Genomic DNA, 22,578 nt, shown 5'->3' on the forward strand with positions numbered 1-22,578 from the left:
CTGCTCCCCAGCCTCTGCTCCTCAGCCCTGCTCCATCCGCCATTCGAGGATGCCGCCCGACACCCCGTCGCCGAGGTGGGCCTCCAGCCGGAACGCCGTGGCCCGTACCGGGGTGAAGGTCGTGCGGTTGTACGTGTCCCGCGCGGTGCCGTACGCCGAGGGGTTCTCGACCGGCAGCCACGTGTCGCCGTCGCGGTACAGCAGCCGCCACGACACCGGGACGCGGCACTGCCCCTGGCCCGTGTCGTCGAACCAGTAGACGGAGGCGGCCGACGCCGTGACCGGCTCCGGGTAGTCGTACTGGACCCACTCGACGCCGCCGCGGTGGTCCCACCAGGTGAACCGGGGGATCGACTGGTCACCGGAGCCGGACGGCTCGATCCCGTCGCACAGTGCCTCCGTCGTGTCTCCCTGCCACGTGTGGGAGGCGGTGGCGATCGGCACGAGCCGCCACTCCCGCGCGTCCGGGCCATGGCCGATGACCGGGAACGCGGTGAGGCGCAGCCGGGCGGCGCCCATCGGGATCAGCGTGACGGTCTCGGCGGGTTCGCCCGACCGTACCGGGCCGTCCTGCAGCGGCCGGATGACGTTCTCGTCGTCGGCCCGCCAGTTGGGGATCCGCCGGGCGCGGGCGCGGATCTCCAGCGGCGTTCCCCGCCGGGTGAAGGGGTTGCCGCGCGCCGATCGCCGCAGCAGGCGCAGCGACCGGCCGTCGAGGCCGTAGTTCCACGGTGAGCCGGCGGTGACCTCGTACTCCGGCCACGCCGTGGTGCCGGCGTATCGCCGCCACTCCTCCTCGATCGCGAGGGAGAAGGTGAGCGGGCCGTACTCCACCGAGACCGCGCCGTGGTTCTTCGCCCAGGTGCGGGTGGTGGCGCGCATGGGCAGGCGCAGCTCGACCCGGTCCCCGTGCCGCCAGGTACGGGTGACGGCGACGTAGCACGGCGGTGCCGCGCGCAGGGGGGCGGGCGTGCCGTTCACGCGCAGCGCGGGCTCCGCGCACCAGCCGGGGACCCGCAGGTACAGCGGGAACTCGACCGGACGCGGCGTCGAGATCCGCAGCGTCACGGTCTCCTCGAACGGGTACCCGGTCTCCTCGGTCACGGTGACGGCGGTGCCGTCGGTGCCCACCTTCGCCGTCACCTCGGACGCGGCGTACATCGAGGCGCACAGTCCGGCGTCGTACGTCGCCAGCCACAGCTCCTCGGCGTAGTACGGCCAGCCCATGCCGTAGTTGTGCGGGCAGCAGCGGTAGTCGTGCACCCCGGGCCGGTACGCCTGCATCGCGAAGTCGTTGTCGAACTGGCCGTGGGTCTTGGCGGCGTCGTCGAGCCGGACGGAGTTGGCGCTGGTGATGTAGTGGGTGCCGCGCTGCGCCGGGTCGAAGGCGGCGGGCAGCGAGTTGACCGCGATGTCCTCGCAGCGGTCGGCCCACACCGGGTCCCCGGTGATGCGGGTCAGCAGCTCGAAGCTGTGCATGAGCTCGACGAACCCGCAGGTCTCCATGCCCTGCCGGGGGTCGGTGAAGTACGGGCGGCAGTTCTCGTCGCCGGCGAACCCGCCGCCGGGGAACTGCCCGTACGTCCCATGATCACGTCGTGGTTCCGGTACGTCGCCGCGCGCAACGCCGGGTCGCCGGTCAGCACGCCGTACTGGAGCGGCTCGCGGAACCCCTGGGCGAGGTTCACGTTGTGCATCGTCGGCAGGCCGGTGACGTAGTCGGCGGAGCCGGCGTGGATCTTGCGGACGAGGTCGAGGAGCCGGTCGTCCCCGGTGCGGTTGTAGACCCAGTACACGCTGTCGATGGTGTCGCCCCAGCGGTACGCGCCCCAGCCGCGCCGGAACACCTCGGCGGGCTGCCGGTTCTGGAAGTCGAAGTAGCGCGCCAGGAACGGCGTGATCCGCTCGTCGCCGGTCGCCTCGGCGTAGGAGCGGAGCGCGTCGAGGACGGGCATGTGCGGCCAGAAGTCCGGGCCGCTCTCGAGGGAGGTCCGCAGGGCGGCCGGGCCGAACCAGCCGTCCGGCTGCTGCGCGGCCAGGATGCCGTCCACCCAGCGGCGGGTCAGGGTCCGTACGCGCTCGTCGCCGGTCACGAGGCCGAGGTCGGTGAAGCCGCGCAGCCAGTACGGCAGCTCCTTCCAGCCCGCCTTCGCGGGATCGACCCATCCGTTCGTGTCGTAGTCCAGGTAGTCCGACACCTCGGGCATGCGGCCGTTCAGCCCTTCGACCTGCAGGTCGAGCTGCCGCCGCAGCCACCCCTTCGGCCGTACGCTCCCCGGCGGCAGCTTGAGGAAGGGCGCAGGCCGCAGCGGCGCGCGGTTCGGCGTGTAGTGCCCGCCCGGCGCGGCGGCCTCCACGGTCGGCAGGACGCGCACGAGCACGCGGTCCCGGGAGTCCGCGTCGGCGGGCCGGGCGCCGACGCCGGCGGCGGCGACGCCTCCGGTGACGGCGAGACCGCGGGTGAGGAACGCCCGTCGTTCCATCGGCTCTCTCCTTCGCGCGGGAGGCGGGAGGGACCCGCAGGTCCCTCCCGCGTCACGTCACTTGCCGGACTGGTAGAGCTTGGCGACGTCGTCGGCGGACAGGGCCCGGTCGAAGACGTGCACCTGGTCGAGGGCCCCGGGCCAGTAGTCGACGGGGTTGCCGCCGTACTTGCCGCGGCCGATCACCGTGTGCCCGGTGGAGCGGTCGCCGAGGCAGGCGGCCGCGGTGCCGGCCTTCTGCCCGTCGACGTACAGGGTCAGCGTGCCGGTGGCGGCGTCACGGACCCCGACGAGGTGGTACCACCGGCCGGTCTCCGGGGCGGCCGGCGCGAGCGCCCGCACCCCGGCGAAGCTGAACGCGAACCGGTCGTCCTGCCCGGAGTACTGCAGGAAGAAGGCACTGTTGCTGTCGCCGTCCTGGCTGACCGCGGTGGCGAACCCGCCGCGCCGGTCGAGCTTCACCCAGGCGGACACGCTGTAGTTCCCGGTGGTGTCCAGGATGGCGGCGCCGGTGTCGGCGTACTGGTTCGAACCGTTGAACTGCAGCGCGGACCCGGAGTGCCCGGCCGTCCACGCCGGCCCGTTCACGAGCGTCGCGTCGTGGCCGCCGGCCGCGTCCTTGGCGACCGTGCCGGACCCCTCGTCGAGCGGGTAGAAGCTCACGCCGTCGAGTCCCGCCTTACCGGGCGGGAAGGTCGTCGCGTCGCCCTGACCGACCGAGGAGGACGCCTTGATGAGGGCCTCGTTGGCCGCGCGGACGTCGTCAGCACCGGGCTTGAGCACCTGGCGGTCGTAGGTGTAGATGCCGTTCAGCTCGTTCTCGACGTCGGTGATCTGGGTGTAGACCGAGGCCGAGACGCCGCACCGCTTCTCCACGTCGAGCAGGCGGTTCTGCAGTTCGGTGTAGCGCCGGGTCAGCGTGGCCGAGTCGGGCTCCATCTCGTACGCGAAGCCGTGCGCGGGGTCCCACATGTGGCCGTCGACCTTGAGACCGAGGCCGCCGTACTCCCCGTCGACCGCGGCCCGCGCGCCCTGCTGGACCGGCGAACCGGGACCGACGTAGGTGTGGTCGTCGTAGATGTCGCCCGAGGTGATGTTCGGGATCGACTCACAGCAGTTGGTGCCGCTGTCGACGTTCACGAGGCGGCTGGGGTCCCAGCCCTTGACCTGCGCGGCGATCCGGTCCGGCTCGTACTCGCCCCAGCCCTCGTTGAAGGGCACCCACACGACGATGGACGGGTGGCTGCGGTGCTGGTCGACGAGGTTGCGCAGCTCGGTCTCGAACTGCGTCTTGACCGCCGCGGACGGCGAGTGGCCGGCGTACGTCGCGGGCATGTCCTGCCACACGAGGAGCCCGAGTTTGTCCGCCCAGTAGTACCAGCGGTCGGGTTCGACCTTGACGTGCTTGCGGACCATGTTGAAGCCGAGGCGCTTGTGCGCCTCTAGGTCGAACTTCAGGGCGCTGTCGGTCGGCGCGGTGTAGATGCCGTCCGGCCAGAAGCCCTGGTCGAGCGTGCCGACCTGCATGACGAATTCGCCGTTCAGCAGCATCCGGACCTTGCCGTCGGGACCCTTGCCGAGGCCGATCGAGCGCATCCCGAAGTAGGAGCCGACCTTGTCGACGACCTTGTGACCGTCCCGGACCCTGACCTTCAGCGTGTACAGGTACGGGTCGTCGGGCGTCCACAGGTGCGGTTTGGTGATCGGGATGCTCAGCTCGGAGTTCGCCGCGCCGATGGCGCGGCCGACCTTGTGGTTCCCGGCGTACGCGGTCGCCTCGACGGTCGCCCCCGAGTCCCCGGCGACGTGCGTGGTGAGCCGCAGCGTCTTGCTCGCCAGGTCGGGGGTGGCGTCCAGGCGGGACACGTACGACGTGGCGACCGGCTCCATCCAGACGGTCTGCCAGATGCCGGAGGACGGGGTGTAGAAGATGCCGTCGCCCGGCGAGCGCTGCTTGCCGAGCGCCTGGGTGCCGATGTCGGTCGGATCGTCGACGCCGACGACCAGTTCCTGCGGCCCCTTGCCCCGGACGGCGTCGGTGACGTCGGCGGAGAAGCCGTCGTAGCCGCCCGTGTGCGTGGCGACCTGCGTGCCGTTCACGTAGACGGTGGCCTTGTAGTCGACGGCCTGGAAGTGCAGGAGCAGCCGGTCGCCGTGCCAGGAGTTCGGCACGGTGAACGTCCGGCGGTACCACATGTGGTCGACGTGGCGCTTGATCCCGGACAGCGCCGACTCGACCGGGTAGGGGACGAGGATCCGCTCGCCCAGGGTCTTGCCCGTCGGTGGCGCCTCGCCGGCGGAGGCCTGGGCGAACTCCCACTCCCCGTTCAGGTTCTGCCACTTGGACCGCGTCAGCTGGGGCCGCGGGTAGTCGGGGAGCGCGTTGGCCGGCGAGACCTTGTCGGTCCACGGGGTGGTCAGCGGCGGGGTCTGGGCCTTCCAGGCCGGGGCGGGTGCGGACGCGGAGGCGCGCGCCGACGCGGGGGCGACGAGCGCGGCCAGCAGCGCGACCGCCACGCCGATGGCGGCGGCCGGGCCGCGGGGCCTGGCGAGGCTGGCTGATCGAAGGGTGGGCACGGCAGACTCCCATCTGTTGGAACAGGGTGATGGGCGGACGGGCGCGGGCGCCGGCAGGCGGCCGCGCCGGAACGGACGGAGGTCAGGAGGGGCACTGGGACGTCCGGTACCGGTGAGGACAGCATGAAGGGCTCTGATCGATCCTGCAAGATTCAGACCGGAAATTCCGACCGATGCTGATCGCTATTGACAGAACTCGATCGTGGGTGCGTCAATAACCGGCATCTCGCCTCCGCCCTGGGGAAGGACCGCCCATGACCATCCCTCTGCACCGCCCGCGCGCGGTCACGCTCACCACCACGATCGTCGCGATGACCGCCCTGGTCGCCGCCGGCTGCGCCAAATCCGAGAAGGACCAGCAGACCGGGGGCGGGGGCGCCCAGGCCGGGCAGGTGGTGCAGAGCCCGTCGGGTTCCGCGCCCTCCTGCACGATCGGCAAGTTCGGGGGCACGAAGTTCGACCCCAAGACCGCGGTCGTGGGCTTCTCCCAGTCCGAGAAGGAGGCCAACCCGTTCCGCATCGCGGAGACGGCCTCGATCAAGGCGGAGGCGAAGCAGCAGGGGATCGGTGGCCTGCGGACCACCAACGGCCAGTCCCAGTTCAGCAAGCAGATCAGCGACGTCCAGCAGCTCATCGCCCAGGGGGCCAAGGCGCTCGTCATCGCGCCGCTGAACTCCGACGGCTGGGAGCCGGTCCTGCAGCAGGCCGCCGCCAAGCACATCCCGATCATCACGATCGACCGGAAGATCAACGCGACCGCCTGCAAGGACTACGTGACCTTCATCGGGTCCGACTTCTACCAGCAGGGCAAGCGCGCCGCCGACCAGATGATCAAAGCCCTGAACGGCAAGGGCAAGGTCGCGATCCTCCTCGGCGCGTCCGGCAACAACGTCACCACCGAGCGCACCGCCGGCTTCAAGGACGAGATCGCCAAGAAGGCGCCCGGTATCCAGATCACCTTCGAGCAGACCGGCGACTTCGCCCGCGAGAAGGGCCAGCAGGTCACCGAGCAGATGATCCAGAGCCACCCCGACGTCAACGCGATCTACGCGGAGAACGACGAGATGGCGCTGGGCGCGGTCACCGCGCTCAAGGGCGCCGGCAAGAAGGCCGGCGACATCAAGATCGTCTCCGTCGACGGCACGCGCAACGCGGTATCGCAGATCGTCAGCGGCTGGATCTACGCGGTCGTCGAGTCCAACCCCCGCTTCGGCCCGCTGGCCTTCCAGACGCTCGCCAAGTTCGAGAACGGCGAGCCGATCCCCGACAAGGTCATCATCTCCGACCGGGAGTACGACTCCTCCAACGCCAAGGCGTCGCTCTCGTCCGCGTACTGACGCCGGCGCCCGTACCGATCGAATGCTCCGACACGACCGGGGGTACCCGTGACCGATCCCGTCCCCGAGCAGCGGAACGCCGGTGACCCGCCGGTGCTGGAGGCCCGCGACATCGTCAAGCGCTTCACCGGCGTGCTCGCCCTCGACCGGGTGTCCCTCAGCCTGCGTCCCGGCGAGGTCCACGCGCTCGTCGGCGAGAACGGCGCGGGCAAGTCCACCCTCATCAAGGTGATCACCGGCGTGCACCGGCCGGACGAGGGCGAGGTGCGCCTCGCCGGCCGGCCCGCCGGGTTCACCGGGCCGCTGGACGCCCAGCGCGCCGGCGTCCAGGCGGTGCACCAGGAGATCGGGCTGGTCCCGGACCTCAGCGTGGCCCGCAACCTGCTCCTCGGCCGCGAGCCGCGCCGCGCCCTCGGCCTCATCGACACCCGCCGCATGCACCAGGAGGCCGCCCGGACGCTCGAGTCGTACGGCGTGCGGGTCGACGTCCGGCTGCCGCTGCGCTCCCTCGGCGTGGGCGCCCAGCAGATGGTCGCGCTGGCCCGCGCCGTCTCGGTCGACGCCCGCGTCGTCATCATGGACGAGCCGACGTCCTCCCTCGAACCCCGCGAGGTCGAGACGCTGTTCGGCGTCATCGACCGGCTGCGCGGGCAGGGGATCGCGGTGATCTACGTCAGCCACCGGCTGGACGAGCTCTACCGCATCTGCGACGGCGTCACGGTCCTGCGCGACGGCCGGGTCGTCCACCAGGGGGCCCTCGCGGACCTGGACCGGCTCCGCCTCGTCTCCCTGATGCTGGGCCGCGACGTCGCCCAGGTCCGCGCCGAGGGCGTCACGCGGTTCTCCGGCGCGCACGAGGCGGCCGGGGAGCCGGTCCTGGAGGCGCGCGGGCTGAGCAGCCGGCACCTCCTCGACGACGTGTCCCTGACCATCCGGCCCCGCGAGGTGGTCGGCCTGGGCGGCCTGCTCGGCGCGGGTCGTACCGAGACGGCCAAGGCCATCGCCGGCGTGCTCCCGCTCGACGCGGGCGGGGTCACCGTGGCCGGGCTCCCGGTCCGGCGGGGCTCGGCCACGGCCGCCGTACGAGCGGGGATCGCGCTGCTGCCCGAGGACCGCAAGGCCGAGGGCATCGTGCCGACCCTCTCGGTCCGCGACAACATCGCCCTGGCCGCCCTCCCGCGCCTCGCCCGCGCCGGCGTCGTCTCCGACGCCCGCATCGACCGGATCGTCGAGACCTTCATGAGGCGACTGCGGATCAAGGCGACCGGCCCGCACCAGCCGGTCGCCGAGCTGTCCGGCGGCAACCAGCAGAAGGTCCTGCTGGCCCGCTGGATGGCCACCGAGCCGAAGGTCCTGCTGCTGGACGAGCCGACGCGCGGCATCGACGTCGGCGCGAAGGCGGAGGTCCAGGCGCTCGTCGACGAACTCGCCGAGGACGGCCTCGCCGTCCTGCTGATCTCCTCGGACCTGGAGGAGCTGGTCGAGGGATCGGACCGCGTCGTGGTCTTGCGTAACGGCGCCGTCGTCGGTGAGCTGACCGGGGACGAACTCACCGAGGAGGCCGTGATGACCACGATCGCCGCGCACACGCGAGAGGAGGTCGCATGAGCGACATCACCGCCGACACCGCCGTCGCGCCGCCCCGGCCGGCCGGCGCGCGGACGCTGGCCTGGCTGCAGAACTACGGGGTGTACGCCGCGATCGCCGCGCTCATCGTCGTGAACATCGCCATCACCCCGCACTTCCTCAGCACCGAGAACCTCCGCACCCAGCTCGTCCAGGTCGCGCCCGTCGTCATCGTCTCCCTCGGCATGGCCCTGGTGATCGGCACCGAGGGCGTCGACCTGTCCGTCGGCTCGGTCATGGCGCTGGCCACCGCGCTCATCCCGCTGTACCTCGGGTACGGCGTCGGCGCGGCGATCCTGGTCGCCCTCGTCGGCGGCGTCGCGGTCGGGCTGGTGAACGGCTCGCTCGTGGCGTTCGTGAACGTCCAGCCGATCGTCGCCACCCTCTGCCTGTTCGTCGGCGGCCGGGGGCTCGCCCTGGTGCTCGCCGGCGGGCGGCTCAAGGACGTGCAGAACGGGACCCTCCTCGACCTCGGCTCGTCGAGCGTCGCCGGGATCCCGCTGCCCGTGGTCGTCGCGGGCGTGCTGACCGTGCTGATGGCGGGCGTCGTCCGGCGGACGACCTTCGGGCGGCAGCTCGTCGCGATCGGCGGCAACCGCACCGCGAGCGTCCTGTCCGGGCTGCCGGTCCGGCGCGTCCTCCTGCTGGTGTACGTCCTGTCCGGCCTGCTCGCCGCGGTCGCGGGCGTGCTCGCCACCGCCCGCCTGCAGGCCAGCGACCCCTCGTCGCTCGGCCTGCTGATGGAGCTGTCGGCGATCACCGCGGTCGTGGTCGGCGGCACACCGCTCACCGGCGGCCGGGTGCGGGTGCTCGGCACCGTCGCCGGCGCGCTACTGATCCAGCTCGTACGCGCGACGCTGATCAAGCACAACCTGCCCGACTCGGTCGCCCAGATGGTGCAGGCAGTGATCATCCTTGGCGCCGTGTACGCGGCGAGGGGAGGGACCGGACGATGACCACCGGGCAAGCGACGGCCGAGACGCCCGTCACCCAGGACACCTACGCGCTGAGCGGACGCGACCGCGCCTTCGGCCTGATCCAGCGCCACGGCGCCACCGCGGTGCTCGTCCTCCTGCTCGTCGTCGGCTCACTCTCCTTCAGCCGCTTCCCGACGGGGGAGAACCTCGGCGACATCGCCATCACGTCCTCGTTCCCCGCGATGGTGGCGCTCGGCATGACGTTCGTCATCATCACCGGCGGCATCGACCTGTCGGTCGGCTCGGTCTTCGCCCTCGGCGGGGTGCTGGCCGCGTACGCCGTGCGGTGGGGGACCGTGGCCGGGCTCCTGGTGCCCCTGCTGGTGTGCGGCGCGATCGGGCTGGTGCAGGGCCTGCTGATCGCCCGGGTCCGGCTGGCGCCCTTCATCGTCACCCTGGCCGGCCTGCTCGGCGCGCGCGGCCTGCTGCTGTCGATCTCCCACGAGGGCGCGACGACGTACCTCATCCCGCACGGCTCGGTGCTCGCCCGGCTCGGCCAGGGACACCTGTTCGGCCTGGGCTACCCCGTCTACCTGACGCTCGCCCTCTTCGTCGTCGGCGGCGTGGTCCTGCAACGGACCGGGTTCGGCCAGGCGGTGTACGCCATCGGCGGCGCCGAGGACGCCGCCGCGCTCATGGGCGTGCCGGTCGCCCGCACGAAGATCGTCGTGTACGTGCTGTCCGGCATGCTGGCCGGGCTGTCCGGCACGCTGAACGCCGCCCGCCTGTCCTCGGGCGTCACCATCCTCGGCACCGGCATGGAGCTCGACGTCATCGCCGCGGTCGTCATCGGCGGCACGCTGCTGACCGGCGGCGCGGGCTCGGTCAGCGGCACGATCGCGGGCGTCCTCCTCCTCGGCGTCATCCAGAACCTCATCAACCAGATCGGCGACCTGTCCTCCTCCTACCAGCAGGTCGTCAGCGGCGCGTTCCTCGCCGTCGTCGTGGTGGCGCAGACCTACCTCAGCCGCGCCCGCCGGTTGTGACGGATCCCCCGGAGGCCGTGTCAGGTCCGGCGGCGTGCGGATGACGCGTCCGGCCGCCGCCGGACGGCCCCCGGGCGGGGTCGGCCCAGATGCGGAGAAGGCCGTCCCTGCCGATCGCCACCGCGCGGGCAAATCTCGGTCAACGGCCACGAGCCCGACGGGGCGCGGGGAGGCACGCAGGCGATGATCGCCTGGCGTGCATCCGATCAACGCGCCGGGGGGCGAGATGGGGGATCAGGCGGGCGGCTTCGCCGATGCCGTTGCTGCTGATGGAACCGCTGGTCGCGGCGGCGGTGGCCCCACCACGGTGGGCGCGGAGCGCAGACCGGGTCGTCGCCGCGGGCTCCGAGCGTGCACCGCCGGCCTGATCGCCGTCACGGGTGGTCTGCTGGGGGCGGGGGCGGTGTCCGCGCCCGCCGAGAGCGGCGTGAGAGCCACGGCCGGTCGCGAGGTCGCGGCGGCGAAGGGACGAGTGGCCGAGGCGTACGGGCGCCTGCCGCTGGCGTTCGAGCCCAACCGCGGGCAGGCGGCGGCCGGGATCCGCTATCTGGCGCACGGCCCTGGATACGGGGTGTTCATCACGGCGGACCGTACGGTCGTCACCCTGGCGCCGCACGCGGCCGCGAAGGCCGGCGGCCGCGCGTACGCGATGCGGACACGGCACCTGAGACGTGCCGAGCGCGACCGGCGGGCGGTGCTGTCCTTCCGCGCGGTCGGCGGCGCCGCGGATCCGGTGATCGCCGGGGGGAGCCCGCTGGCCGGACGGGTCAACTACCTGCGCGGGCGTGACCGCGCAGCCTGGCGGACGAACATCCCGACCTACCGCGAGGTGACCGAGCGGGGCGTGTACCGGGGCGTCGACCTGCGCTGGTACGGCACGCGGCAGGGCCTGGAGTACGACGTCACCGTCGCGCCCGGCGTCGATCCGGGGAAGGTGCGGTTCGCGATCGGCGGTCTGCGCGCACGACCGCACCTGACCGGCCGCGGGGACCTGGTGCTGCCCACCGCGCTCGGGGATGTCGTACAGCGGGCACCCCAGGCCTACCAGGTCGTGAACGGCAGACCGCGGCCGGTGGCGGCGCGCTTCACCCTCGCGGGCGCCGATCAGGTCGGTTTCGCGCTGGCGGACCACGACCGCGGCCGGCCGTTGATCATCGATCCCCGGCTCGACTACTCGACCTACCTCGGCGGTACCGGCTACGACGAGGGCAACGGGATCGTGGTGGACTCCGCCGGCAGCGCCTATGTCACCGGCGACACCAACTCGGCGGACTTCCCCGTCGAGAGAGCGGTCCAGCGCCGGCTGAGGGGCGGCTTCGACACGTTCATCACCAAGCTCGACCCGACCGGCACGGCGCTGGTCTACTCCACATACCTCGGCGGCAGCGGCGAAGACCTGGGCATCGGGATCGCGCTGGACTCCGCCGGCGCGGCCTATGTCACCGGAGAGACGGACTCCGACGACTTCCCGGTCACGTCCGGGGCCTTCCAGACCGGCTACCACGGCAACGGGGACGCCTTCGTCACCAAGCTCGACCCCAGCGGCGGCGCCCTCGCCTACTCCACCTACCTGGGGGGCGGCGAGAACGACCAGGCCGACGGGATCGGAGTGGACGCCTCCGGCGACGCCTACGTCGCCGGGTACACCTACTCCGGCGACTTCCCGCGTACGACCGGTCCATCGATGTCCGGGGGCACCGACGCCTTCGCCGCCAGGCTCGGCCCCACCGGCGGCACGCTCCTCTACTCCAGGTACCTCGGCGGCAGCGACTACACCGAGGCCGACGGGCTCGCGGTGGACGCCTCCGGTAACGCCTACCTCACCGGCCTCACCGCGTCCTCGGACTTCCCGACGACGGCAGGGGCGGTCCAGGGCTCGCCGGGCGGCGCCCTCGACGCGTTCGTGACCGAGCTATCCCCGGCCGACGGCGCACTGATCTACTCGACCTATCTCGGTGGTACCGGCAGCGAGCTCGGCTACGAGATCGCCGTCGGGTCCTCCGGCAACGCCTACGTGACCGGGGTCACCGACTCCACCGACTTCCCGACCACGGCCGGCGCCTTCCAGACCACGTTCCGCGGCGGGTACACCGACGCGTTCGTGACCGCGCTCGGTCCGACCGGCGGCGCGCTCGTGTACTCGACCTACCTCGGGGGCGCACGCGACGATCAGGGCGACGGGATCGCGGTGGACGCGTCCGGCGACGCCTTCGTCACCGGGGCCACCGACTCCAGGAACTTCCCGGCCACCACCGGAGCGTTGCAGCCCGCGTACGGCGGCGGGGGCAGCGACGCGTACGTGACCGAGTTCGACCCGGCCGGCAGTGCGCCGGTCCACTCCACGTACATCGGCGGCACCGCGTACGACGAGGGCGATGGGATCGCGGTGGACGCGTCCGGCAGCCCGTACCTCACGGGCGTCACCGACTCCAGGAACTTCCCGCGCACGTCCGGGGCCTTCCAGACCGCGTACGGCGGCGGGATCGCCGACGCGTTCGTGCTGAGGCCGAACCTCGCCGCACCCGCTCCCACGCCGGCCACCGCGCCGAGGCGCGTGTCCCGGCGGCAGCGCGAGTCTCAGTCGCAGCAGGCGAGACACCGGCAGGCAGGGGGAGGGAACGCGGTGGCGGACAACACCAACGACTCGGCGGTGACCGGGAACGTCAGATCCGGCGCGGACCACGTGGGCGTGGACTCCGCGCGGTCACGCCTCCATCGGCTGCGGCGCGGTCACTCGTACCGGCGGACGGCGCCGCTCGCGCGCAGCGGGCGATGAGACAAGGAGATCCTCATGCTCACACGGATGCTGGCACCGGTGGCGCTGGCCCTGCCCCTGGCCGTCGCGGCGAGCGCCCTGCCGGCGGGCACTCCGGCGATGGCCCGCTCACGGGCGGCGACCGCGGGTCGCGCGTCCGGCCCCGGCGAGGACGGGGCGGCCGCCGCCGACCCCAGGTACATGATCGCGGTGGGGGACATCCCGCCCTGCGGGCTGGGTTTCAACACGCCTTCGCCGAGGGCGATCGCCACGGCGAAACTCGCCCTGTCGCTCAGAAAGCTCCATTCCTCGCTGGGATTCATCGGACTCGGCGACCAGAGCAACGGCACCGGAACGTTCAAGGAGTACACGGACTGCTACGCCAAGAGCGGCTGGGGGGCCCTGAAATCCGTGACCCGTCCGTCGCTCGGAAATCACGAGCAGTACGCGGGTAATGCGAATGCCGCCGGTTACTTCAAGTACTTCGATGGGGCGGCGGGCTCGGCGGCGAAACCTTATTACGCCTTCGACGTCGGTACCATCTGGCACTTCATCGCGCTGGACTCGGAATGCCAGTTCGCGGGGGGATGCCAGGCGGGCTCGCCGCAGGAGACCTGGCTGCGGACCCACCTCACCGCCTACCGCAAAGCCCATCCGCACCGCTGCATCCTGGCCTACTGGCACCGTCCGCTCTTCTCTTCATCGGACGCGACTCCCCAGGCGGAGTACAAGACTCCGCAGGTCTACCCGTTCTGGCAGGACCTCTATGCGGCCAATGCCGCCATCGTCATGAACGGGCATTTTCACGGCTATGAGCGGTTCGCTCCGCAGACGCCGAATCACGTGCTCGACCAGGCCGGGGGAATCCGGGAGTTCGTGGTCGCCACCGGCGGCTCGAACTTCTACGGATTCCTCTCCCCGCCGGCCGTCCACAGCCAGGTGCGTCTCACCTTCGTGCCGGGCGTCATGCTGCTCACTCTCAAGGATCGCGCGTACGACTGGGCCTTCTACGACACGACCGGCAAGATCCGTGATTCAGGAGTCGACCACGCCTGCCCTCAATAGCGACGGATCCGCGTGGTCAGGCCACCTCGCAGGGCGAGCCGTTGAGCGTGAACGCCGTCGGCGCGGCCGTGTCGCCGGTGTGGCCGGCCTGGAAGCCGATGCCGGCGGACGCGCCGGGCGCCAGCGAGCCGTTGTAGGAGGCGTTCGTGGCGGTCACCTGGCTCCCGGAGGAGCTGAAGGTCGCGTTCCAGCCCGAGACGATCGTCTGCCCGGCGGGGAGGGTGAACTTCAGCGACCAGCCGTCGATCGGCGTCGTTCCGGTGTTGGTGATGGTGAGGTCCTCGGTCAGGCCGGTGTTCCAGGCGTTGACCGTCGCGCCGACCTTGCAGGCGGCGCCCGCCGGAGGCGTCGGTGACGACGTGCCGGTCCCGCCGCCGCTGATCTGGTAGGTGACGAGGGATCGCGCCGGTAAGTTCGCCGTGAACGCCCCTCCGCCCAGTGCGATCGTGCCCTGCGGGGCGAGGCTGTTGCTCCCGTTCGTCAGGTAGGGGGCCACGGTCCCGTTCGACAGGCCGGCGTTGCTGAGCGTGTAGGTGGCCGACGTGCTGCTCGTGCCGGTGTTGAGGACCACGAGGGCGACGGAGCCGTCGGTGTTCCGGTAGGCGGAGACCTTGAGGCCGGCGTCGCCGGTGGTGGCCGAGATCCGGGTGGCGCCGGGGCGGATGAACCGGCTGTAGCCGGCGAGCGCGTAGTACCGCTTCGACGGCGTCAGCGTCGAGCCGTTGAGGCCGATCAGGGAGCTGTCGTGGCTGGTCGAGCTGACCCCCCACCAGTACAGGAACGCGTTGAGGTTCGCCTGGGTCAGGCCGGTGTGGATCCGCTGCGCCCAGGTGAGCCCGGAGCCCTCGCTGCCGTCGTCCCACGAGGTGTTCCAGGTGCTTCCGTTGATCGACCACTCGGACTCCCAGAGCGGTCGCCCGCCGGTGTCGATCGGGGATGACGGCGCGCCGGAGTAGCCGTGGCTCGTGAACAGTCCGACGCCCGCGTTCGCGGTCGCGTTGCCCTGGACGGCGCTGACGTAGCCGGGCAGGTTGTTAAAGCCGAGGGCGTCACAGCACGCGACCTTCGTGGACAGGCCGGAGGCCTTCATCGTGGGGCCGAGGACGGACAGGAGGCTCGCGGCCTGTGACGGGTTCACCAGCATGCTGGAGTAGCTCGTGGTGAGGGTCGGCTCGTTCACGAAACCGACCGCGGAGGGGGTGAGCCCGGCCGACGCCCAGAACCTCGCGTGCTGGACCAGGTAGTTCGCGTAGGCCTGCCGCCAGTCGCCGGAGCCGCACGAGGCTCCCGGGGTGCCGCACAGCGAGCCGCCGTTCGAATCGCTGCCGTTGGTCTTCATGAACCCCGGCGCGCTCCAGGCGTCGTTGTAGAAGTTGGTGACGCCGTAGCTCTTCGCCTGCTTGGCCAGCCACACCTGCCCCTGGTCCTGGGCGTCGTTGCTCCCGTTCCAGACGTACGTGGGGGTGGCCGAGGGACCGGCGGGGGCCTTCGGCTCGATGGAGTCGCTGCCGGAGGGGATGATGCTGCGCAGGATGCTGAATCCGGCGCCCTTGGTCGTGCTGAACAGCAGGTCGAGGGCCTGCTGCCGCGTCGCGCTCGCGGCGGTGCGGATCGAGTTGGCCTGGCCGAAGGCCTCCGAGACGCCGAACCCGTCGATCTTCTGGTACGTCGTGCCGCCGTTGATCGCGACCGTCGACGCGGCGTGCGCCGGCAGGTGGGTCAACGCGACCATCGAACCGAGGCCGAGAGCCGTGGCGGCCATCAGCCGGACCTGGCGTGCGGTTCGCCTCATGGGACCCTCCACGGCGTGCTTTTCGAGATCCCGAACATCGTTCGGTGATACGCATGGCGAAACTAAGCCGGGTCGGGGAACCGGGCAACAGGGCTTTCACCGGTTTTCAGAACGCCCGCCGCTTCCCCCCAGGAACCGGGGAAGCGGCGGGCGGGCTCTTCAGCGGGTCGTCAGCCCTGCTGCTCCGTCAGCACTCGGAGGGACGCGTCGGTCGCGTACAGGTCGACCGGGCCGCTGTCCCCCGTACGGATCTGGACGTGGGTGTCCGCCGCCGACGGGACCGCGCCCTGGACCGTGACCGTCTGCGGGGTGCCGGTCAGCTGCACGGTCTGGCTGGTCAGGTCCTGCCGGCCGTTCCAGAAGTCCAGGTAGACCGTTCCCCTGCCCTGGAGGGTCACCGAGGCCTGGTAGCTCTGGCCCGCGGGCAGCGGGGACGCCGGATCGACCCAGATCCAGGTGTTGGGCGCGGCGTTGGTCTCGGTCCAGTGGACCGCGCTCTTGCCTTCGGGAGTGGTGGCGGAGGCGACGGTTCCGGGCACCGAGCCCACGCCGTTCTGCACCGGCCCGTTCCAGGACAGTTCGCCGGTGGGCGCGCCGCCGAGCAGGTCGGGTCCGGTCGGCGTGAGGATGATCGGCTTGCGTCCCGGCGGGAACGTCAGCGGTCCGGCCGGGTAGGACGGCGGTGCGTCGGCCGCCGTGGCGCCCCACGACGTGTCGGCGGTGGGCGTGAGGTGGAACGCCAGCTCCGTGGTGTGCCGGCCCGGCGGCGCGTCGGCCCCGGTGAGCAGCGACGCGGACAGCCAGGCCGGGGTCCAGGTCTTGCCGTTGACCGACACACTGTGGACGTAGGTGGTCGTCGAGGCACCCGGCGCGGTCAGCCTCAGCCGGTGACCGCCGGGCAGGTCGAACTCGGCCCGGGAGAAGATCGGCGCGCCCAGCGCGAGCACCGGCGTGCCCGGGGTCGCCGGGTACATGCCGAGGCTTGACCAGACGTACCAGGAGCTCATGGCGCCGAGGTCGTCATTGCCGGGCTCACCGCCGGGAGTGTCCGAGTAGACCGTGGTGAGCAGGCGGTGGACGATCTCCTCGCTCTTGTACGGCGCGCCGGCGTAGCCGTACACCCACGGCGTGAGGAACGCGGGCTCGTTGCCGGCCCACTCGTACGGCAGGTTCGGACCCGCGTTGAGCTGCTGGAAGTAGGTGTCCAGGCGCTGGATCGCGGCCTCGTTGCCGCCCATCGCCGTGATCAGGCCGTGGATGTTCTGCGGGATCGCCCAGGTGTACTGCGCGGCGTTGCCCTCCTGGAACCCGGACTGCCCGAAGTTGCCCATCCCGTCCGTGGTCGGGCCGAACTTCGGGAACCGCCCGTCGCCGTCGCGCGGCTGGATGTAGCCGGTGGCGGTGTTGAAGATGTTCGTCCAGTTCTGCGACCGCCGCAGGAACGTCCTGTAGGTCGAGTCCTGCCCGAGCGCCTTGGCGAGCCGGGCGATGCCGAAGTCGGCGGTGGCGTACTCGATGGTCTCCGAGGCGCCGTTGTTCTCGGGGGACAGGGAGCTCTTCGTCGTGTTCGGGACGTACCCGAGGGAGGTATAGGAGGAGAGCTGGGGCCGTTCGACGTACCAGCCCTGCCCCATCTCGGCGGGCGAGGACGGCACCTGGGTGGCGCCCTTGACCATGGCGGCCAGCGCGGCCTTCGCGTCGAAGTGCCGGGCGCCCATCGCGTACGCCTCGGCGAGCATCGCGTCGGCGGCGTCACCGTTCATGACGTCGGTGTAGTCGTTGGCGAATCCCCACTTGGGCAGCCAGCCGCCCTGCGCCTGGTCGTTGAGCAGTGAGGTCATCATCTGGCTCGTCTGCTCGGGCGCGATCACGGCGAGCAGGGGGATCTCGGAGCGGTAGACGTCCCAGCCCGAGAAGTTGGCGTACTGGACCGTGCCGTGGGGGGTCCGGTGGACCTTGTCGTCGAAGCCGAGGTAGTCGCCGTTCGCGTCGGAGAAGACGCTCGGCTCGAGCAGGGTGTGGTAGAGCGCGGTGTAGAACGTCCTGCGCTGTGCGGCGGTGCCGCCGCCGACGCGGATGCGGGACAGCAGGGTGTTCCACTCCGCGTACGTGCGCCTGGCGACCGCGGGGACGCTCCAGCCGGGGTTCTCGGCGGCCAGGTTGGCGGCGGCGTCCTTCTCGCTCACGTACGACAGGGCGACCTTCATGGTCACCTGCTGGTGTTCCGTGGTGTCGAAGCCGACCCAGGCGCCCGACTGCAGGCCCTCGGTGCCCGCGACCCGGGTGCGCGACTGCGCGCCCTTCGCCTCGACTCCGCGCGGGGCCACCGGGGTCCGGGTGTTGCCGGCCGGCCTGCCGTCGGGTCCGGCGGGCACGCGCGGAACGCCGGTGCCGTGCGTGCTCATCTTCGTGCTGCCGGGCGTCTTGACGACGGCCTCCCGGCGGATGGACGCCGCCGAGGCCAGCAGGTCGACCGGGCCCGCGCCCGCGGTGCGCACCTGGAACTGCGGCCTGCCGATGGGCCCGGTCGGGATCGCGGCGTCGACGGTGAGGGTGACCGGCGTGGACGTGAGATCGACGGCCTTCCCGCCGACGTCCTGGCGTCCGTTGTAGAAGTTGAGGTAGACCTTCCCGCTGCCCTGCAGCGTCACGCCGGCCTGGTAGGTGTCGCCCTGGGTCAGGGCCGGGGGAGTGGTCTCGATCCAGGCGTTGGCCGGCGCGTCGCTCTGTTTCCAGGCGACCGCGCTGCTCCCGTCCGGCGTCTTCGCGGGGGTGATGGTCGCCGCGGTCCCGCCGCTCGCCGCCTCGTGGTAGCTCCACGACAGGTCGCCGGTGGGCTGCGGGAAGACGTTGTCGCCGGTCGGCGCGGTGTGCCAGGTGCCGTAGGAGGAGAACGGGCGGGAGAACTTCGCGACGAAGTGCACCGGGTACGTTCCCGGCGTGCCGCAGAACTGCCCGGCCGTCTCCGTGCCGGTCACCGTGTCGTCGCCGACCACCTGGACGCTCGCCGACTGGTTGCCGGACTGCGCGGCGCCCATCTTGAACAGGACGTTCGCCGCGGTCGTGCGGGGATAGGCGAACCGCGCGATGCCGGTACGGGTCGTGGCCGCCAGGTCGGCGTGGACCGCCGCGGGCGTGCCCGGTTCGAGCCCGACCGAGTACGAGCCCGGCGCGGCGTGCTCGTCGCCGTGCTGGAACGCCGCCGTGGTGTTCGCCGGGTTGTCGTCCAGGGCGCCCACGGTGGGCAGGATCGGGAAGTCGCCGAAGGCGCCGCAGCCTGGGCCGGACATGTGCGTGAGGCTGAAGCCGGTGGTGGCGGAGTCGTCGTGGTTGTAGCCCCCGCCGTCGGGCCGGGAGGGGGTGTCGGGGCTGAAGGAGACCATGCCGAACGGCGCCGTCGCGCCCGGGTAGGTGTCGACCTGTCCGACCGTGGCGCCTCCGGAGCCCGTGCCGATCAGGGGATCGACCAGGGACGCGGGGTCGCGCACGAGCGCGTCCCCGGCGGCACCGGCCGGCGGGGAGAGGGGCAGGGCCCCGGCCGCCGCGCCGCCGCCGGCCGTGAGCGTGCCGGCGGCCGCGACGACCACCACCAGGGCCCGCAGCCGGCGTCGTGAGGGGTCATGACGAGAGGGCATGGGGGGTTACCTCTCCCTGGGATGACAACGTTGTCTGTCACGAGGGTTGTACGCCTTTGATCGCCGTCTTACAAGACCTGACTCGGCGACCGGGGGAGTCCGCGCCGACCGAGCGGTCCACGGCCCGGCCAAACTTCTACGTAGCCTTGCCGGGCATCGATGACTCTGTAGAGTGTTGTTCGTCTGGATCTTTGCGGGAGGATCTCCTGATGAGCAGCGTGGCCGGGGAACCCACCGTCCAGCCGGACCCCGCGACCGAGGAGCCCGGCGGTGTCGACTTCCGGACCGACCCGTCGCGGTACCGGCACTGGCGGCTGAGCCGCGAGGGACCCGTCGCCACCCTCACGATGGACGTGGACGAGCAGGGCGGCCTGGTGCCGGGATACGAGCTGAAGCTCAACTCCTACGACCTGGGCGTGGACATCGAGCTGTACGACGCGGTGCAGCGGCTCCGCTTCGAGCACGCCGAGGTCCGTACCGTCGTCGTCACCGGAGGCAAGGAGAAGGTGTTCTGCGCGGGCGCCAACATCCGCATGCTCGCCGCCTCCTCCCACGCGTGGAAGGTGAACTTCTGCAAGTTCACCAACGAGACCCGCAACGGCATCGAGGACGCCACGGCGAACTCCGGGCAGACCTACCTCGCCGCGCTGAACGGCACCGCCTCCGGCGGCGGCTATGAGCTGGCCCTGGCCTGCGACCACATCATGCTCGTCGACGACCGGTCCTCGACGGTGTCGCTGCCCGAGCTGCCGCTGCTCGGCGTGCTCCCCGGCACCGGCGGGCTCACCCGCGTCGTCGACAAACGGCACGTGCGGCGTGACCTGGCCGACTACTTCTCCACCAGGACGGAGGGCGTCGGCGGGCAGAAGGCCGTGCGGTGGCGGCTGGTGGACGAGGCCGTGCCGCGCACCGCCTGGGACCGTACGGTCGCCGAGCGCGCCGCGGCCCTCGCGACGCGCTCGGACCGGCCCGCCGACGCGCGGGGCATCGCGCTGACCCCGCTGACGAAGACGCGCACCGGCGACCGCGTCGGCTACCGGTACGTCGAGGCCGCCCTCGACCGGGAACGCGGCGTCGTGGAGATCACCGTCCTCGGCCCGGACGGCGACGCCCCGGCCGACGTCGCCGGCGTCCACGACCAGGGCGCGGACTTCTGGACCCTCGCGTTCACCCGCGAGCTGGACGACCTGATCCTGGACCTGCGCGCCAACGAGACCGGGCTGGGCACCTGGGTGTTCCGCACGAGAGGCGACGCCGCCCGGGTGCTGGCGTACGACGCGCTGCTGCTGGAGCACTCCGGCGACTGGCTGGCCCGCGAGATCATCCTCTACCTCAAGCGCACGCTGAAACGTCTCGACGTCACCAGCCGCAGCCTCATCGCGCTCATCGAACCCGGCAGCTGCTTCGCCGGCTCGCTCCTGGAACTCGCGCTGGCCGCCGACCGGTCCTTCCAGCTCACCGGCGTGTTCGAGGACGTCGACCCCGACGCCGAGCCGGCCGCGATCACCGTCGGCCCGATGAACCGCGGCCCGCTGCCGATGGGCAACGGCCTCAGCCGCCTGGCCACCCGCTTCCACGGCGACCCCGGCGCGCTGGCCGCCGCCGAGGCCACCGACGGCAAGGCGCTGCGGGCCGAGGACGCCGAGCGGCTCGGCCTGGTCACCTTCGCCCCCGACGACATCGACTGGGACGAAGAGGTCCGCATCGCGGTCGAGGAGCGGGCCGGGTTCAGCCCGGACGCGCTGACCGGCCTGGAGGCGAACTACCGCTTCGCCGGTCCTGAGACGATGGAGACCAAGATCTTCGGCAGGCTGTCCGCCTGGCAGAACTGGATCTTCAACCGTCCCAACGCCTCCGGGCCGGACGGCGCACTGCGCAGGTTCGGCACCGGCCGGCGCGCCCACTTCGAGCAGGAGCGAGTCTGACCATGACGACCGCGGACTACGGCGAGAAGATCCCCAACAACGTCGACCTGCGTGAGGACCGCCGGCTGCAGCGCGCCCTGGAGTCCTGGCAGCCGAACTTCCTGTCCTGGTGGGAGTCGATGGGGCCGACCCTGCCCACCGAGGACGTCTACCTGCGCACCGCCGTCAACGTCGGCCGCGAGGGCTGGGCGCACTTCGGCCACGTCGCCATGCGCGACTACCGCTGGGGCATCTTCCTGGCCGAGCCCCGCCATGACCGGCGCATCGCCTTCGGCGAGCACAAGGGCGAACCGGTCTGGCAGAAGGTCCCGGGGGAGTACCGCGCGGAACTGCAGCGCCTCATCGTCATCCAGGGCGACACCGAGCCCGCCTCCGTCGAGCAGCAGCGCAACCTCGGCGCGACCGCCCCGAGCCTGTACGACCTGCGCAACCTGTTCCAGGTGAACGTCGAGGAGGGCCGCCACCTGTGGGCGATGGTGTACCTCCTGCACGCCTACTTCGGCCGCGAGGGCCGCGAGGAGGCCGAGGAACTGCTGCACCGCAACTCCGGCAGCGAGGACGCCCCGCGCATCCTGGGGGCGTTCAACGAGGAGACGCCCGACTGGCTGTCGTTCTTCATGTTCACCTACTTCACCGACCGGGACGGCAAGTACCAGCTCGGCACACTGAAGGAGAGCGGCTTCGACCCGCTGTCGCGGACGTGCGAGTTCATGCTGAAGGAGGAGGCGCACCACATGTTCGTGGGCACCACCGGCATCGACCGGGTGGTGCGGCGGACCGTCGAGCTGATGCGCGAGCACGACACCGACGACGTCATCGGGCACGGCGGCATCCCCCTGCGCATGATCCAGAAGTACCTCAACTTCCACTACTCGGTGTCCCTGGACCTGTTCGGCTCGGAGACCTCCACCAACGTCGCGAACTACTTCACCGCCGGCATCAAGGGCCGCTGGTCGGAGGAGCGCCGCAGTGACGACCACCGCCTCACCGACGACTCGATCATGGTCGACGCGGTCGTCGACGGCCGGATCGGGCAGACCGAGGTCGCCGCGCTGGTCGGCCTCAACACCGACCTGCGGCGCGAGTACATCGCCGACTGCCAGAGCGGCGTCAACCGGTGGAACCGAATCCTGGAGGAGGCCGGACTGCCGCAGCGGCTGCGCCTGCCGAGCGTCGCCTTCAACCGGCAGGTCGGCGCGTTCGCCGGGATCCAGGCCACCCCCGACGGCGAGATCATCCCGCAGGAGGAGTGGGACCGGCGCAAGGGCGAGTGGCTGCCCACGGAGGTCGACAAGACCTACGTCCGGTCGCTCATGCGGCCGGTGTACGAACGCGGGAAGATCGCCGCCTGGATCGCCCCGCCCCGCCAGGGCATCAACGGCAAGCCCTTCGACTACGACTACGTCCACCTCGCCTGAGG

Annotated in this window: 13 protein-coding genes and 1 pseudogene; 8 read left to right on the top strand and 6 right to left on the bottom strand. The window is 71.5% G+C overall.

The window, feature by feature from the left end:
• Positions 1 to 21: 21 nt before the first annotated feature.
• The 4 genes and pseudogenes from NE235_RS00475 to NE235_RS00485 form a co-directional block, all read right to left on the bottom strand.
• Positions 22 to 1,284 carry a glycoside hydrolase family protein gene (locus tag NE235_RS00475; protein ID WP_343885489.1) on the bottom strand — a complete coding sequence of 421 codons (1,263 nt, stop codon included), beginning with the start codon at positions 1,282 to 1,284 and terminating at the stop codon, positions 22 to 24.
• Positions 1,270 to 1,512, bottom strand: a pseudogene (locus NE235_RS38545) (beta-L-arabinofuranosidase domain-containing protein); the annotation flags it as partial. The pseudogene NE235_RS38545 and the gene NE235_RS00475, both read right to left, overlap by 15 nt.
• Positions 1,458 to 2,483 carry a beta-L-arabinofuranosidase domain-containing protein gene (locus tag NE235_RS00480; protein WP_308205998.1) on the bottom strand — a complete coding sequence of 342 codons (1,026 nt, stop codon included), beginning with the start codon at positions 2,481 to 2,483 and terminating at the stop codon, positions 1,458 to 1,460. The gene NE235_RS00480 and the pseudogene NE235_RS38545, both read right to left, overlap by 55 nt.
• A 57-nt stretch (positions 2,484 to 2,540) precedes the next feature.
• A complete protein-coding gene (locus NE235_RS00485; RefSeq protein ID WP_252798622.1) occupies positions 2,541 to 5,060 on the bottom strand; it encodes a LamG-like jellyroll fold domain-containing protein in 2,520 nt (839 codons plus the stop codon).
• 254 nt (positions 5,061 to 5,314) lie between these two features.
• On the opposite strand from NE235_RS00485, the gene NE235_RS00490 reads away from it, so the two are divergent.
• The 6 genes from NE235_RS00490 to NE235_RS00515 all read left to right on the top strand — a co-directional run bounded on the left by NE235_RS00490 (position 5,315) and on the right by NE235_RS00515 (position 13,806).
• Complete coding sequence (locus NE235_RS00490; RefSeq protein WP_252798623.1) at positions 5,315 to 6,397, top strand: ABC transporter substrate-binding protein; 1,083 nt, start codon at positions 5,315 to 5,317, stop codon at positions 6,395 to 6,397.
• Positions 6,398 to 6,445: 48 nt separating this feature from the next.
• Entirely contained in the window at positions 6,446 to 8,005 is a 1,560-nt protein-coding gene (locus NE235_RS00495) for a sugar ABC transporter ATP-binding protein (protein WP_252798624.1), read from the top strand.
• Entirely contained in the window at positions 8,002 to 8,979 is a 978-nt protein-coding gene (locus NE235_RS00500; RefSeq protein ID WP_252798625.1) for an ABC transporter permease, read from the top strand. The genes NE235_RS00495 and NE235_RS00500 overlap by 4 nt, the downstream gene beginning before the upstream one ends.
• Positions 8,976 to 9,986: an ABC transporter permease gene (locus NE235_RS00505; protein ID WP_252798626.1), complete on the top strand. Its 1,011-nt coding sequence runs from the start codon at positions 8,976 to 8,978 to the stop codon at positions 9,984 to 9,986. The genes NE235_RS00500 and NE235_RS00505 overlap by 4 nt, the downstream gene beginning before the upstream one ends.
• Before the next feature lie 196 nt (positions 9,987 to 10,182).
• Positions 10,183 to 12,762, top strand: a complete 2,580-nt coding sequence (locus NE235_RS00510) for an SBBP repeat-containing protein (protein ID WP_252798627.1) — start codon at positions 10,183 to 10,185, stop codon at positions 12,760 to 12,762.
• Between the two features lie 15 nt (positions 12,763 to 12,777).
• A complete protein-coding gene (locus NE235_RS00515) occupies positions 12,778 to 13,806 on the top strand; it encodes a metallophosphoesterase family protein (RefSeq protein ID WP_252798628.1) in 1,029 nt (342 codons plus the stop codon).
• Between the two features lie 16 nt (positions 13,807 to 13,822).
• Here NE235_RS00515 and NE235_RS00520 read toward each other — a convergent pair whose 3' ends face one another.
• A complete protein-coding gene (locus NE235_RS00520) occupies positions 13,823 to 15,598 on the bottom strand; it encodes a cellulose binding domain-containing protein (RefSeq protein ID WP_252798629.1) in 1,776 nt (591 codons plus the stop codon).
• A 170-nt stretch (positions 15,599 to 15,768) separates the two neighbouring features.
• Complete coding sequence (locus NE235_RS00525; protein WP_252798630.1) at positions 15,769 to 19,233, bottom strand: GH92 family glycosyl hydrolase; 3,465 nt, start codon at positions 19,231 to 19,233, stop codon at positions 15,769 to 15,771.
• A 209-nt stretch (positions 19,234 to 19,442) separates the two neighbouring features.
• Here NE235_RS00525 and boxC point away from each other — a divergent pair, with 209 nt between their 5' ends.
• Both boxC and boxB read left to right on the top strand, forming a co-directional pair.
• The gene (gene boxC, locus NE235_RS00530) at positions 19,443 to 21,158 is read left to right on the top strand and encodes a 2,3-epoxybenzoyl-CoA dihydrolase (protein ID WP_252798631.1); all 1,716 of its coding nucleotides are present in this window, start codon (positions 19,443 to 19,445) and stop codon (positions 21,156 to 21,158) included.
• Positions 21,159 to 21,160: 2 nt separating this feature from the next.
• A complete protein-coding gene (boxB, locus tag NE235_RS00535; protein ID WP_252798632.1) occupies positions 21,161 to 22,576 on the top strand; it encodes a benzoyl-CoA 2,3-epoxidase subunit BoxB in 1,416 nt (471 codons plus the stop codon).
• Positions 22,577 to 22,578: the final 2 nt, after the last annotated feature.

Source organism: Actinoallomurus spadix (genome assembly GCF_024055725.1).
GTDB classification, from domain to species: Bacteria; Actinomycetota; Actinomycetes; order Streptosporangiales; family Streptosporangiaceae; genus Actinoallomurus; species Actinoallomurus spadix.

What these genes read in the sequence shown, in the direction of transcription:
- NE235_RS00475 (WP_343885489.1), bottom strand. Translation starts at nt 1,284, where the DNA reads ATGCAGGCGTACCGGCCCGGGGTGCACGACTACCGCTGCTGCCCGCAC.
- NE235_RS00480 (WP_308205998.1), bottom strand. Translation starts at nt 2,483, where the DNA reads ATGGAACGACGGGCGTTCCTCACCCGCGGTCTCGCCGTCACCGGAGGC.
- NE235_RS00490 (WP_252798623.1), top strand. Translation starts at nt 5,315, where the DNA reads ATGACCATCCCTCTGCACCGCCCGCGCGCGGTCACGCTCACCACCACG.
- NE235_RS00500 (WP_252798625.1), top strand. Translation starts at nt 8,002, where the DNA reads ATGAGCGACATCACCGCCGACACCGCCGTCGCGCCGCCCCGGCCGGCC.
- NE235_RS00505 (WP_252798626.1), top strand. Translation starts at nt 8,976, where the DNA reads ATGACCACCGGGCAAGCGACGGCCGAGACGCCCGTCACCCAGGACACC.
- NE235_RS00515 (WP_252798628.1), top strand. Translation starts at nt 12,778, where the DNA reads ATGCTCACACGGATGCTGGCACCGGTGGCGCTGGCCCTGCCCCTGGCC.
- NE235_RS00520 (WP_252798629.1), bottom strand. Translation starts at nt 15,598, where the DNA reads ATGAGGCGAACCGCACGCCAGGTCCGGCTGATGGCCGCCACGGCTCTC.
- NE235_RS00525 (WP_252798630.1), bottom strand. Translation starts at nt 19,233, where the DNA reads ATGCCCTCTCGTCATGACCCCTCACGACGCCGGCTGCGGGCCCTGGTG.
- boxC (WP_252798631.1), top strand. Translation starts at nt 19,443, where the DNA reads ATGAGCAGCGTGGCCGGGGAACCCACCGTCCAGCCGGACCCCGCGACC.
- boxB (WP_252798632.1), top strand. Translation starts at nt 21,161, where the DNA reads ATGACGACCGCGGACTACGGCGAGAAGATCCCCAACAACGTCGACCTG.